We start from the raw sequence: 13,004 nt of genomic DNA, 5'->3' as shown, positions 1-13,004 counted from the left end.
TGATGTATAAGACGTTTTAATAATAAAAAAGGGATTAGCTATAACCACTATATCATTTATATCAACAGTGTATAGATACTAACGAAAAATAATATAGGTGGTTATAAGGGGAAGAAAAGACCATCCAGAAGGGGAAACAACGCGGCAGAGGCATCCACTGCCTCTGCCGGCCGTTAGTGCAGGAAAAGCGCGCTTTTCCTGCCTGATACTGCACGATTACTTTTTGGCTTCAGTCCATTTACCGTCAATAAAGAAGGCTGACCAGCCGGTCGCTTTGCCCTCTTTTTCGGAAGCCACATACTGCTGTTTCGTTTTACGGCTAAAGCGCACCAGCGTTTTATTACCTTCCGGATCCTGCTGCGGCGCATCGGCGAGATAGCGCAGTTTTTCCGGCAGACGATCGCGGAAGCGGTACAGCTCTTCCACCAGCGGCGCACGCGTTTCCCGTGATTTCGGGAAGGTGTTGGCCGCCAGGAAGACACCCGCCGCCCCGTCGCGCAACACAAAGTACGCGTCAGACTTCTCGCACGGCAGCTCCGGCAGCGGCACCGGATCTTCCTTCGGCGGAGCCACTTCGCCGTTGCGCAGGATCTTACGCGTGTTCTTACACTCGTCGTTGGTACAGGCCATGTACTTGCCGAAACGCCCCATTTTCAGGTGCATTTCAGAACCGCACTTCTCGCACTCCACTACCGGACCATCATAGCCCTTGATGCGGAACTCGCCTTCTTCAATCTCATAGCCGTCGCAGGTCGGGTTATTACCACACACGTGCAGTTTACGCTTAGGATCGATAAGGTAGCTGTCCATTGCGGTCCCGCACTTCTGACAGCGACGTTTGGCACGCAGCGCGTTGGTTTCCGCGTCATCGCCTTCCAGCACGTTGAGGACTTCGTTTTCCGGCACCAGGTTGATGGTGGTTTTGCAACGCTCTTTCGGCGGCAGAGCATAGCCCGAACAGCCGAGGAAAACACCGGTGCTGGCGGTACGGATGCCCATTTTACGTCCACAGGTCGGGCAGTCGATGCTGGTAAGCACCATCGGGTTCGGCTGCATGCCGCCCTCTTCCGGATCTTTCTCTGCGGTCTCCAGCTGAGTGGTAAAATCGCCGAAGAAGTGGTTCAGCACCTCTTTCCACTCGGCCTGGTGGTTGGCCACCTGGTCGAGACGATCTTCCATCTGCGCGGTGAAGTCGTAGTTCATCAGATCGCGGAAGTTTTCTTCCAGCCGATCGGTGACGATTTCGCCCATTTTCTCCGCATAGAAACGACGGTTTTCCACCCGCACGTAGCCGCGATCCTGAATGGTCGAGATGATCGAAGCGTAGGTGGAAGGACGGCCGATACCGCGTTTTTCCAGCTCTTTGACCAGCGAAGCTTCGCTGAAGCGCGCCGGCGGCTTGGTAAAGTGCTGCGCAGGCGTCAGCTCCACCAGGCTCAGGCGGTCGCCCTGTTTAACCACCGGCAGCGTCCGGTCTTCATCGCCCTTGCGCAGCGCCGGCATCACTTTGGTCCAGCCGTCGAAACGTAAGGTACGACCGCGCGCTTTCAGTTTGAAATCGCCCGCCGCCACGGTCAGCGTGGTGGAATCGTATTGCGCCGGCGTCATCTGACAGGCGACAAACTGGCGCCAGATCAGCTGATAGAGCTTCTGCGCATCGGCTTCCATATCTTTCAGCGTTTCCGCCAGCACGCTCACATCAGAAGGACGAATCGCTTCGTGCGCTTCCTGCGAGTTTTCTTTGCTGGCGTACTGGTTAGCGCTCTCCGGCAGATATTTTTTGCCAAAGTTGTCGCTGATATAACCGCGAACCATGTTCAGCGCGTCCTGACTCAGGTTGGTGGAGTCGGTACGCATATAGGTGATGTGCCCCGCCTCATAGAGACGTTGAGCCATCATCATGGTCTTTTTCACGCCGAAGCCGAGACGGGTGCTGGCCGCCTGCTGCAGCGTGGAGGTGATGAACGGCGCGCCCGGCTTGCTGCTGGTCGGCTTGTCTTCTCGCTCCAGCACGCTGTAGCTGGCTTTTTCCAGCAGCGATACCGCCGCCATGGTCTCATCACGGCTGACCGGACGGAACGGCTTATCGTCTTTGTGAGTCACCTGCAGAGGCAGCGCGTCGCCGCCCGGCGTGGTGGTGCTGGCATCAACTTCCCAGTACTCTTCCGGGACGAAGGCTTTGATTTCACGCTCACGTTCCACCACCAGGCGGACCGCAACGGACTGCACGCGCCCGGCAGAAAGACCACGGGCAATTTTCTTCCACAGCAGCGGCGAGACCATATAGCCCACCACGCGGTCCATAAAGCGGCGCGCCTGCTGGGCGTTAACCCGATCGATATTCAGTTCGCCCGGCTTTTCGAAGGCCTGACGAATAGCGTTTTTGGTGATCTCATTGAACACCACGCGGCTGTAACGCTGTTCATCGCCGCCGATCACTTCCCGCAGGTGCCAGGCAATGGCTTCCCCTTCGCGGTCAAGGTCGGTTGCGAGATAGATGTGGTCAGCTTTTTCCGCCAACTGTTTGAGTTCTGAAACTACCTTTTCTTTACCCGGAAGTACTTCATAGTGCGCATTCCAGTCATGCCATGGGTCCACGCCCATGCGGTTAACCAGAGCACCACGTTCGTCCTTTTTAGGCTTTTTAGCCCCTTTGGTGGCGGTAGAGTCGGTGCTCTTTTTGGAAGCTGATCCACTGGTCGGCAAATCGCGGATATGACCGACGCTGGATTTCACCACGTAGTCATTACCCAGATACTTATTGATCGTTTTGGCTTTTGCCGGGGACTCAACGATAACGAGAGCTTTACCCATATTCACCTTTACCTAATTTGATTCATCCAGGAATACATCGCACATTCATACACCCTCCACTGGCGACTGCCTCATATGTTGCGGCACCGTCGGTGAATATCAACCCTGAACACCCGCTTCATCTCCGTAAAACCAGGCGTTTGAGTTTGCTGACTTTTTTGCGTCAGGTGACATAGCACGAAGAATTTTTGGCCGAATGTCAAGCAAATCTGTTGCCAGATCGCCGAAAGCGTCACACTGTACCTGATAAAATTCGTTACGCAACTTTATTAGCATGCAAAAGCGAAACCCGCCAGTAAACGGCTGTTTCTCCACTGGTTACGATTACCCCTGTTTTGTCCATGGAAAATTTGCCCCACGCCGCCGCGCGGCGTAAACTACGCGCGGAGAAAAAGAGGAGTCCGTTATGCAAGGTACAACCCAACCTATCGATCGCCAGACGCTGCTCGAAAAAGCCAACAAACTTATTCGCGAACATGAGGATACGTTAGCCGGTATCGAAGCCACCGACGTCGTTCAGCGCAACAATGTCCTGGTGTTTAGCGGTGAGTTTTATCTTGACGAGCAGGGTTTACCGACGCCGAAGAGTACGGCGGTATTTAACATGTTTAAGTACCTCGCCCACGAGCTGTCGGACAAGTATCACCTGGTCGATTAAGGCCGGTGGAAACGATAACGCGAGGCCCTGGCCTCGCGTTATGTTGTTTACATCAGCGGTTTCTGACCGCGCTGCCACCAGCGCAGCAGAAGTCGATCGGCGCTCTCCGCGGCGCTACCGGTGAAGCGGTCGAGCATTTTCTTACGCTGTTGATAACGCACCCCGATCACCTCGTGGCTCTCCATGAGCCCCAGCAACAGCTCATCGCTGGTTTCAACCGCATCCACCAGCCCTTTTTCCAGCGCCTGCACCCCGTACCAGTGCTCGCCGGTAGCTACCTGCTCAATATCAAGTCCAGGACGCATCCGATGGACGAAATCCTTGAACAGATGGTGCGTCTCATTGAGATCCTCACGGAACTTGCGCCGCCCTTCTTCGGTATTTTCGCCCAGCATAGTGAGCGTCCGTTTGTACTGCCCGGCGGTATGCAGTTCGATATCAATATCTTTGTTCTTCAGGAAGCGATGGAGGTTAGGGATCTGCGCCACCACACCAATGGAGCCAAGGATCGCAAACGGCGCCGACACGATTTTGTTGGCCACGCAAGCCATCATATAGCCGCCGCTGGCCGCCACTTTGTCAACCGCCACCGTCAGCGGGATCTGTTTGTCGCGCAACCGCTGCAGCTGAGAGGCTGCCAGCCCATAACCGTGTACCACCCCGCCGGGGCTTTCCAGACGAATCACCACCTGGTCACGCGCTTTCGCCGTCGCCAGCACCGCCGTGATCTCTTCCCGCAGGCTGTTGACCTCATGGGCATCCATGCTGCCTTTGAAATCCAGCACCCAGGCGCGCGGCTTGCCTTCCGGCTCCACGTTACCCAGCTTCGCCCGCGCTTTCGCGGCCTTCGCCTCTTGTTTTTGCTTTTTCTTCTGCGCTTTATGCCACTGTTTCTGCTGCGGGCCGTCAAGCAGCGCCACCGCCAGCGATTCCTTCATCTCTTTGTAATGCTCGCTAAGATTGGTCACCCGCAGTTCGCCGCGCTGCTTCTTACGCTGGGCCAGGTTGACGATAATAGCGGCAATCACCGCGATAGCGACGACAACCGTCGCGATCTTGGCTAAAAATAAGCCGTACTGAGCAAGTAATTCCACGTTTTCACCTTGTGTAAAGCACTGACGTTGCTGCACAGTGTACATCAGCCCCTGGCGAGAAGTCTTTGTGCTTTGTGTCTTGTGCGCAGCGGATTCCGTTTTTTTTCAGCGAGGCTGAAATCGTTGCAAGATATTAATTTTCTGAATACTTTCCGCTTCGCCGATTGCAATGGCGAGCACTTTCAGGCATAACAGCGCAAAAGTGAGATACCAAAGATGAAGCGCGATCGGGAACCGATCGCCCAAGGAGTCGCCGTGCATTATCAACCGCAACGCCACTTGCTGAAAGATCGCATCATCCTGGTCACCGGCGCCAGCGACGGGATTGGTCGTGAAGCGGCCCTGACCTACGCGCGCTATAGCGCCAGCGTGATTCTGCTTGGCCGCAACGACGAAAAACTGCGCGCCGTCGCCCAGGAGATTGAACGCGAGGGCGGCCTTCCCGCCCGCTGGTTTACCCTCGACCTGCTAACCTGCACGCCGCAGGCGTGCCAGCAGCTGGCGCAGCAGATAAGTATGCACTATCCCCGTCTTGACGGCGTGCTGCACAACGCCGGCCTGCTCGGCGACATCTGCCCCATGGACGAGCAGAAGCCGGAGGTCTGGCAGCAGGTGATGCAGGTGAACGTCAATGGCACTTTTATGCTGACCCAGGCGCTTCTTCCTTTATTACTCCGTTCGGATGCGGGCTCGCTGGTCTTCACCTCGTCCAGCGTTGGCCGTCAGGGCCGCGCCAACTGGGGCGCCTATGCGGTCTCCAAATTCGCCACCGAAGGGATGATGCAGGTGCTGGCCGACGAGTACCAAAGCCGTCATCTGCGGGTGAACTGCATCAACCCCGGCGGCACCCGCACCGGGATGCGCGCCAGCGCCTTCCCGACGGAAGATCCGCTAAAACTGAAGACCCCCGCTGACATTATGCCCGTCTATCTGTGGCTGATGGGTGACGACAGTCGCCGCAAGACGGGAATGACCTTTGACGCCCAACCGGGCCGTAAGCCAGGAATTGCCCAATGAGTGATGAACGCTACCGCGAACGCCAGCAGCGGCTGAAAGATAAAGTTGACGCCCGGGTGGCGGCAGCCCAGGACGAACGCGGCATTGTGATGGTCTTTACCGGCAACGGCAAAGGCAAAACCACCGCCGCCTTTGGCACCGCGACCCGCGCCGTCGGCCACGGCAAAAAAGTCGGCGTGATCCAGTTTATCAAGGGGACCTGGCCTAACGGTGAGCGTAACCTGCTGGAACCCCACGGCGTCGAATTTCAGGTGATGGCGACAGGCTTCACCTGGAACACCCAGGATCGCGACAGCGACACCGCCGCCTGTCTGGCGGTCTGGGAGCATGCCCGCCGTATGCTGGCTGACGACCAGCTCGATCTGGTGTTGCTGGATGAGCTGACTTACATGGTGGCGTACGATTACCTGCCGCTGGAATCGGTGCTAAGCGCCCTGCGTGAGCGTCCTGCCCATCAGTCGGTGATCATTACCGGCCGCGGCTGCCATCGCGATATTATTGAACTGGCGGATACCGTCAGCGAACTGCGTCCAGTCAAGCATGCGTTTGATGCCGGGATTAAAGCGCAGATGGGAATTGACTACTGAGGGCCTGGTACGGCGAAAGGCAGTACGCGTTCCGGCGGCAATCCACCGGAACGCACAACATTAACCGTTGGTCTTATTGCGAGTACTGGAACGACGGTTGCTGTTGTTACCCTGGCGCGGGTTAGCGCTGGTCTGGCTGTGACGCTTCACCGCCCGACGGATCTGATTGGCTTTCATCCGGCGACGGTCTTTCTCGACAGCAACTTTAGAACTGGTTTCCGGCGTCAGCTCCACCAGCTCGCGCAGGTAGTTGGTCTGCGCCAGGTCCAGTTCGGTATAGCCGCCGCGCGGCAGGCCTTTCGGCAGCAGAATATCGCCATAGCGCACGCGGATCAGACGGCTGACCTGCACGCCGACCGCTTCCCACAGGCGACGCACTTCGCGGTTACGCCCTTCGGTCAGGGTGACGTTGTACCACTGGTTAATCCCTTCACCGCCGGTGAATTTGATGGTTTTAAATGCTGCCGGACCATCTTCTAACTGCACGCCACGAGACAGCTGACGCAGCTTATCATCATCCACCTGGCCGAAAACGCGAACGGCGTACTCACGCTCGACTTCACGGCTCGGATGCATCAGGCGGTTTGCCAGTTCGCCATCGGTGGTGAACAGCAGCAGGCCACAGGTGTTCACGTCCAGACGGCCAACGGCAATCCAGCGCGCGCCGCGCAGTTTTGGCAGGCGATCAAACACCGTCGGGCGCCCTTCCGGATCGTTACGGGTGCACAGCTCGCCTTCCGGCTTATAGTAAGCCAGCACGCGACAGATCTGCTCAGCAGACTCTTTCACCGAGATCAGATGACCATCGATACGAATTTTTAAACCGGGGACGATTTCCACACGATCGCCGAGGGTGGCGATTTTTCCGTCGACGCTGACGCGGCCAGCTTCGATTTTCGCTTCAATTTCACGGCGGGAGCCGTGGCCGGCGCGGGCCAGCACTTTTTGCAGTTTCTCGCTCATTGAGCTTCCTTAAGGTGTCGCCTTCCCAGGCGTCTGGTATGCTTTCAAAAACAACGAGTTAGCCTAAAACTCAACTTAACTCACTGATCTGTAAATATTTCATGGCACACAGCATGGCAAACAACGTATCACACAAGCTGTCACACAATGATTCGTGGGCGCACATACTACACGAATTTTAGACTAAATGATTCAACAAGTTTTGTGCGCCTGAGTCTTTCTGAACTTGGACGTATAACGATGAGCAATCCGGAACAGTCAAGCACAGCGAACGGGAAAACGCTGTGTGTCTACTCCAACAGTATCTACACATTTACCTTCGTCACGGAGTCGCAGCATTGCCCGTACAGCAAAAGCTTCGACATAGTCGATAGTAAATGAATCGCGCCATAACATTCACAAAATAAATATTTTAAAACGCAGTTTCATTTTTATGAAAAACAACTTCCGGCACATGGGTGTTATTTGTACAATGAATTACGTATGAAGATTAATTCACAACAAGCAGAGGGACTTATGCAGCAATATACCAACGAAATCACACCCGAAATTAATGAGGCCCAATCACAACCGCCTTACGACGAAGAGCTTTTGTCACTCTGCGATGACAAAACCCGGAAAGAACTTGAGGAAATTAAAAAACAGCATCTAAGCCGCCCGTTAGCTCACATTTTCCGGTTTGCAGTCGTTGGAAGTCTGACCCGTCGCGGTGGAGTCATTCGCCATGCTTCAGGCGGTGCGACTACCGGAGGATTACAAGTTGCTCGGGTAGGTGACAAGGTTGTATATGCTGATGGCAGCGAGTCCACTATTATTTCCGGTGCTGGCAAGGCCCGAATCATGCAGGGCGCATCCGCTGCACTCGTTGGCAGTATGCTTGATAATGGTGATGAAATAATCTCTACCCCACAATCGTGCAGCAAACTGGTTTTTCGTGAAGGCCGCGAACTCCCGGAAGGATTCTTGACCGTGTCAGGGAGTAAGCACTGATGGGCGTTAAGGGATACTATTTATTCAGAGGTGATAAGACACGATGTGGTGGCGTTATCACTGAAGGATGGAGCGACCACCAGCATTTTGACAGAGATATGTCCTGTGAAGGGCATAAAGTAACTTGTGGTAAACATCCAGGGCTTTACCGTATTTGTGGTGGGCTTGATGATGACATACACGGCAAAAGGATTGCCGGAACACTACACAGTTATAGCTCCTGCCCCTGTAAATCCAAATTCATCAATTCAAACTGGGATGATGATTACGAACTTGGTGGAGAAGCAACGGTAACGCACACTGATCTACCTCACCTCGTCAAGATGCCTGAACTTCCAGGACCGATTGAGTCAGAACCGGAACAGAACGCCCAAACAGCAAAAAAGAAAACAGGTATAGATGCAGGTTTTGCCGTTATCACTTATGGCGGTACTACGGAAGCGTGGCAACGTCTGTTATTCACTGAAACCCCACCAGCAGGGGCAAAAGAGCTATTCTCTATTCTGAACGGCCCGGATGAAAGATACAAAGCTGGTTCGATTATGCTTCTGGTTGATCCAGAGAAACAGGACGACGAGCAGATTGCCCACATGAAAGCCGCGAAAGCGCGAGTTGATGCGGCGTTAGAACCGCTGACAATCCAGGAAGCTAACTTGCTGCACAAACACTACGCAACCATAGCTAATTTCACCAGCTACGCTGATACAGGAATTGGCCTTGCTGCTGATCCTGTTGGAAAATACTTTGAGAGTATCGAAAAAATACTCAGAGAGATTCAAGAAACGTATAAGAATACCTACATAACGAGAGGCTCGTTGATAGGAGAACAATTTTACATTCAACGTAGCCTGTTGTTTAAAGAGCTTGAATCAATACTTAAAGTCAGATTCCTGAATAAGGCTATGAAATTCGGAGAGTATACAAAAATAAAAAAAGCACTTGGCCTATCCAGCAGTTCTATTACCCACAAATGGAATGAAACGGGGATCAGTGACATTGAAGGCTATGCTACCCACATCGAACGGGCAGCTAAATACGTAAAAGCAATGCGTTACACTGGTTATTTAGGCATTGGTTTTAGCGGACTGCATTCACTAAATGAAATAAATGAGGCTTGTTCTGTTGGTCGCGAAGCTGAATGTACCAAGAAAAAGTATACTGAGATTGGTAGCTTTGCTGTAGGTACGGGGGTTGGTGTTGCTGGTGGCTATTTAGCAATACCTCTTTGTATCGCTATCGGTGTTGGTACTGCTGGTGTCGGAGGGCTTGCTTGCTCTGTGATTGCTGGGGCTGGTTTAGGCTATGTCGGTAGTAGTGCAGGTGGCGCATTCGGTGAATGGGGTGGAGAGCAGCTGTATGAAACTTTCGGTAATTAATTTTATAATTATGCATCGTAACTCGATTGGATTGGTATTGTGTCTATGCCTAATACTTACGGGGGTTATTTCAATTATTTACGATCGCATTTCGAAAAATAAATTCATTACTCTCTGTTCGCTATTTGTTGAAAAATTTGACGCAAGACCAGTAGAGGCTTTAATTTATCAGAATGGGGGGTTCTTTTTCTCGTTTATGCGTGATGCATTTTTTATTAAAGCATTATATTTTAAAGAAAACTCATTTCATACGCGAGGAATGGATAATGAACAAATTCGATTCATTAAAGAACTTCCTAATCAGTATACCGATTGGTTACGTGTAAAAGTACGATTTTGCGTGGTCGGTATTATTTTTCTATTCATGATGTTATCAGTTTTCTATTTACCATTATTCATTTAATTGAAATAAATAGCCAAGAGCAAAACTTGGCTATTTTATTCACTCCCAATCAGTATCATCAATTACATAAGAAACTGAGGATAAGGGAAACGTATGCAATTAGCGCATAGCGATCCCTCATATTGATCTTTGGCAAAAAGTCTATTCAGAGAAAAAATGATGATGTCGATTATGTACGGGAGCTACCTGCAAACATCAAATACTGGTTTATCGCCGAATTGTTGTGTTCATTGGTAGGTTTTATTGCCCTACTAATTGGTGGTATCTGTCTTTGGGTCGATAAATGATTAATTTAGCAGAACTGATCATCTGCGGGTTAGGAAGATTAAGCCTCATCTGCGGTATAGCTGTTACGGTGCTCTCATTTATCAACAAAAAGCGCTTCTCCGCGACCTGTACGCTGTAAAAAGAAAAACTTCGTCGGGAAAGCTTCTGTTCGCCGCGCCCCGTCTTTAGTATGGAACAGATTTTCCTCATTCTCCGGTGCCCATTCACGCATACGGATCTTTATCGGACAGCGCCCCCCTCACTGCGCGCCCTCCTCAACAACAGCCGGGCGCTGGCCGAGCAGCCAGTCGCGAAAACAGCGGTTGGCAGGCGCCAGCAGCGCGGTCTCGTGGTAAACCAGATGATAGGCCAGCGGACAGGCGATGGGCTGCGCCAGAGGATTAACCAGCCGCCCCTGCGTCAGCGCAGACGCTATGAATGAACGTCGCAGTAATGCCATCCCCATACCAGCGAACGCCGCCTCCGTCACGCCGTTGGAATCAGTGAACACCGGACCGCGGCGCGCGCGGTCCGGCTCCAGCCCCACAGCCTCACACCACAGCGCCCAGTCTTCACGATGCTCATCGTGCAGCAGCGGATACTGCAGCAGATCGCCCGCACCGGCGAGGGACCGGCGCGGAGCAATCAGTTGCGGACTGCAGACCGGGATAAGGTCGTCATCCAGTAGGCGGTAAGCCTGCAGTTCCGGCCAGCCGCCGACACCATGACGCACGGCAAAATCGATCCCTTCACTCAGCAAATCTACTCGCCGGTTGGTGGTGCCGATCTGGATCTCAATCTTTGGATAACGTCGTTCAAAATCAGCCAGCCGCGGCAGCAGCCACTGAATGGCGAAGCCGCTGGTACAGCTGAGCGTCACCTTTTCTGGCCCCGCGGGCACCTGCAGGCGCTGGGTGGCGGCGGCTATCTGGAGAAAGGCGGGCTGAACGGCCCGCAGGTAGATCTCCCCCACCTCCGTTAACTGTAACTGTCGGGGAGTACGAATAAAAAGCGGGGTATTCAGCGCTTCCTCGAGGCGGGCAATTTGCTGGCTGACGGCGCTTGCCGTAACGCAAAGCTCACTGGCGGCCTGCTTCAGACTAAGCAGCCGTGCCGCCGCTTCAAAGCAGCGCAGCGCATTCAGCGGTGGAAGTTTCATCGACATGGCATCTCAGTTAAGAATAACTTAATCATGTAAGCATAACGCGTTTGTCGGACGCTGCACGTGAGTTCTACAGTTGACTTCCTTCGTGAATACAAGGAGTCAATCATGCGTGTTATCGACTATGGCCGCCTGCTGCTGCTCGCCGCTCTCTGGGGCGCCAGTTTTTTGTTTATGCGCATCACCACCCCGGCCTTCGGGGCGATGACCAGCGCTTTTCTTCGCGTACTGTTTGCCGCTATCGCGCTCGGGCTGTTACTCGGCGTGCAGGGTAAATGGAGCGGGTATCAGGGAAAATTCATATCCACTCTGAAGCTGGGGGTCATTAATTCAGGCCTTCCTTTTCTGATGTACTGCCTTGCCGCACAGTGGCTGCCGGCAGGGTACTCCGCCACGCTCAACGCCACGGCGCCGATGATGGGAATGCTTATCGGCGCGTTATGCTTTGCGGAACCGTTAACCCTGCGCAAAGGCGGCGGCGCGTTACTGGGCGCCATTGGCGTGGCAGTCATTGCGAGCCCAACCTCCAGCCTCAGCGCCGCCCTCCTGCTGCCGGGGATCGGGGCCTGCCTGATCGCGACCGCCTGTTACGGTCTGGCCGGCTTCCTGACCCGCAGTTGGATCCAGCAGCGGGGCGGCCTTGAGGCTGAGCGCGTTGCGTTGGGCAGCCAGGTCGGCGCCACGCTGTTTCTGTTGCCTTTCTTTCTCTGGTCAGGCTGGTATGGTCCGGTCATAGACTGGCGACAGAGCCTGCCGTGGATAGCGATAGCCATGCTGGGCGTGGTCTGTACAGCAGCAGGGTATATTCTCTATTTTCGCCTGATTGCTGATATAGGACCGCTGCGTTCGCTGTCCGTGACCTTTTTGATCCCACCTTTTGCGGCGCTGTGGGGCTATTTGTGCCTCGGAGAAACCATACAAAAAGGGCTGATTCTCGGCGCACTGCTGATCGGTCTGGCGCTGTGGTTGATTGTCGTGCCGTCAGGAAGGAAACGCGGGGTGCCGGGCGGAGCATGAACCACCGCCCGACGATGACGATCAGAGGAAAGGCTTCACGTCGCCGACGCCTTCGCGCAGCACAACCGGGGTATCTTCCGTCAGGTCGATAACCGTGGTCGGCTGCTGCCCGAGGAAACCGCCGTGAATGATGAGGTCCACCACTTTCTCCAGACGATCTTTGATCTCTTCCGGGTCGGACTCGGTAAAGTCGCTGCCAGGCAGCATCAGCGACGTGGACAGCATCGGTTCGCCTAAAGTTTCGAGCAACGCCTGAGCAATAGGGTTAGACGGGACGCGCATGCCGATGGTTTTACGTTTCTCCTGCAGCAGCCGGCGCGGCACTTCTTTGGTCCCCTTGAGGATAAAGGTGTAGTTGCCCGGCGTGTTGTTTTTCATCAGACGAAACGCCACGTTGTCGACAAAAGCGTAGGTTGACAGCTCGGACAGATCGCGGCACATCAGGGTAAAGTTGTGGCCGTCCGGCAACTGACGGATACGGCAGATCCGCTCCATCGCGCCCTTGTCTTCAATTTTGCAGCCCAGGGCGTAGCCGGAGTCGGTAGGATAAACGATCACCCCGCCCTTACGCACAATCTCCACCGCCTGGTTAATCAACCGCGCCTGCGGGTTATCCGGATGGATATAAAAAAACTGGCTCATACTTCCCTCTCAAT

The 13,004-nt window shown here is 53.9% G+C and carries 12 protein-coding genes; 7 read left to right on the top strand and 5 right to left on the bottom strand.

What is annotated here, in order from left to right:
• Positions 1-216 precede the first annotated feature (216 nt).
• The gene (topA, locus tag SPE70_RS10475; protein ID WP_008807785.1) at positions 217-2,814 is read right to left on the bottom strand and encodes a type I DNA topoisomerase; all 2,598 of its coding nucleotides are present in this window, start codon (positions 2,812-2,814) and stop codon (positions 217-219) included.
• 406 nt (positions 2,815-3,220) lie between these two features.
• Between topA and SPE70_RS10470 the strand changes: the two genes are divergently transcribed.
• Positions 3,221-3,472, top strand: coding sequence for a YciN family protein (locus tag SPE70_RS10470; protein WP_002901761.1), 252 nt, complete (start codon positions 3,221-3,223; stop codon positions 3,470-3,472).
• A gap of 47 nt (positions 3,473-3,519) precedes the next feature.
• Here SPE70_RS10470 and sohB read toward each other — a convergent pair whose 3' ends face one another.
• Positions 3,520-4,566, bottom strand: coding sequence for a protease SohB (gene sohB / locus SPE70_RS10465; RefSeq protein ID WP_046881583.1), 1,047 nt, complete (start codon positions 4,564-4,566; stop codon positions 3,520-3,522).
• 255 nt (positions 4,567-4,821) lie between these two features.
• On the opposite strand from sohB, the gene SPE70_RS10460 reads away from it, so the two are divergent.
• Both SPE70_RS10460 and cobO read left to right on the top strand, forming a co-directional pair.
• Entirely contained in the window at positions 4,822-5,583 is a 762-nt protein-coding gene (locus SPE70_RS10460) for a YciK family oxidoreductase (protein ID WP_008807782.1), read from the top strand.
• Positions 5,580-6,170: a cob(I)yrinic acid a,c-diamide adenosyltransferase gene (gene cobO, locus SPE70_RS10455; protein WP_002901749.1), complete on the top strand. Its 591-nt coding sequence runs from the start codon at positions 5,580-5,582 to the stop codon at positions 6,168-6,170. Before SPE70_RS10460 ends, cobO begins: the two co-directional genes overlap by 4 nt.
• A 60-nt stretch (positions 6,171-6,230) precedes the next feature.
• On the opposite strand, the gene rluB is transcribed toward cobO, so the two are convergent.
• Positions 6,231-7,133: a 23S rRNA pseudouridine(2605) synthase RluB gene (rluB, locus tag SPE70_RS10450; RefSeq protein ID WP_008807781.1), complete on the bottom strand. Its 903-nt coding sequence runs from the start codon at positions 7,131-7,133 to the stop codon at positions 6,231-6,233.
• A 147-nt stretch (positions 7,134-7,280) separates the two neighbouring features.
• Between rluB and SPE70_RS10445 the strand changes: the two genes are divergently transcribed.
• The 3 genes from SPE70_RS10445 to SPE70_RS10435 all read left to right on the top strand — a co-directional run bounded on the left by SPE70_RS10445 (position 7,281) and on the right by SPE70_RS10435 (position 9,499).
• The gene (locus SPE70_RS10445; RefSeq protein WP_071527864.1) at positions 7,281-7,514 is read left to right on the top strand and encodes a hypothetical protein; all 234 of its coding nucleotides are present in this window, start codon (positions 7,281-7,283) and stop codon (positions 7,512-7,514) included.
• 102 nt (positions 7,515-7,616) lie between these two features.
• Positions 7,617-8,123 (top strand): PAAR domain-containing protein, encoded by a 507-nt coding sequence (locus SPE70_RS10440; RefSeq protein WP_004190748.1) that lies wholly within the window; start codon positions 7,617-7,619, stop codon positions 8,121-8,123.
• The gene (locus tag SPE70_RS10435; RefSeq protein ID WP_044650180.1) at positions 8,123-9,499 is read left to right on the top strand and encodes a PAAR domain-containing protein; all 1,377 of its coding nucleotides are present in this window, start codon (positions 8,123-8,125) and stop codon (positions 9,497-9,499) included. The genes SPE70_RS10440 and SPE70_RS10435 overlap by 1 nt, the downstream gene beginning before the upstream one ends.
• Positions 9,500-10,428: 929 nt before the next feature.
• Here SPE70_RS10435 and gcvA read toward each other — a convergent pair.
• On the bottom strand, positions 10,429-11,328 hold the full coding sequence (gene gcvA, locus SPE70_RS10430; RefSeq protein ID WP_032691360.1) for a transcriptional regulator GcvA: 900 nt from the start codon (positions 11,326-11,328) through the stop codon (positions 10,429-10,431).
• Between the two features lie 111 nt (positions 11,329-11,439).
• Between gcvA and SPE70_RS10425 the strand changes: the two genes are divergently transcribed.
• Positions 11,440-12,348 (top strand): DMT family transporter, encoded by a 909-nt coding sequence (locus SPE70_RS10425; protein WP_023339994.1) that lies wholly within the window; start codon positions 11,440-11,442, stop codon positions 12,346-12,348.
• A gap of 21 nt (positions 12,349-12,369) precedes the next feature.
• Here the strand turns inward: SPE70_RS10425 and SPE70_RS10420 are convergent, their stop codons facing one another.
• Complete coding sequence (locus SPE70_RS10420; protein ID WP_008807778.1) at positions 12,370-12,990, bottom strand: L-threonylcarbamoyladenylate synthase; 621 nt, start codon at positions 12,988-12,990, stop codon at positions 12,370-12,372.
• Between the last annotated feature and the right edge of the window lie 14 nt (positions 12,991-13,004).

It is taken from the genome of Klebsiella sp. ZJOU C1 (assembly GCF_035620215.1).
In the GTDB taxonomy this organism is placed as follows: Bacteria; Pseudomonadota; Gammaproteobacteria; order Enterobacterales; family Enterobacteriaceae; genus Klebsiella; species Klebsiella variicola.
The sequence above is the reverse complement of the archived record's forward strand: the minus strand, read 5'-3'. Positions and strand labels throughout refer to the sequence as shown.

What these genes read in the sequence shown, in the direction of transcription:
- gcvA (WP_032691360.1), bottom strand. Translation starts at nt 11,328, where the DNA reads ATGAAACTTCCACCGCTGAATGCGCTGCGCTGCTTTGAAGCGGCGGCA.
- cobO (WP_002901749.1), top strand. Translation starts at nt 5,580, where the DNA reads ATGAGTGATGAACGCTACCGCGAACGCCAGCAGCGGCTGAAAGATAAA.
- SPE70_RS10435 (WP_044650180.1), top strand. Translation starts at nt 8,123, where the DNA reads ATGGGCGTTAAGGGATACTATTTATTCAGAGGTGATAAGACACGATGT.
- rluB (WP_008807781.1), bottom strand. Translation starts at nt 7,133, where the DNA reads ATGAGCGAGAAACTGCAAAAAGTGCTGGCCCGCGCCGGCCACGGCTCC.
- SPE70_RS10445 (WP_071527864.1), top strand. Translation starts at nt 7,281, where the DNA reads ATGATTCGTGGGCGCACATACTACACGAATTTTAGACTAAATGATTCA.
- SPE70_RS10420 (WP_008807778.1), bottom strand. Translation starts at nt 12,990, where the DNA reads ATGAGCCAGTTTTTTTATATCCATCCGGATAACCCGCAGGCGCGGTTG.
- SPE70_RS10425 (WP_023339994.1), top strand. Translation starts at nt 11,440, where the DNA reads ATGCGTGTTATCGACTATGGCCGCCTGCTGCTGCTCGCCGCTCTCTGG.
- SPE70_RS10470 (WP_002901761.1), top strand. Translation starts at nt 3,221, where the DNA reads ATGCAAGGTACAACCCAACCTATCGATCGCCAGACGCTGCTCGAAAAA.
- SPE70_RS10440 (WP_004190748.1), top strand. Translation starts at nt 7,617, where the DNA reads ATGAAGATTAATTCACAACAAGCAGAGGGACTTATGCAGCAATATACC.
- topA (WP_008807785.1), bottom strand. Translation starts at nt 2,814, where the DNA reads ATGGGTAAAGCTCTCGTTATCGTTGAGTCCCCGGCAAAAGCCAAAACG.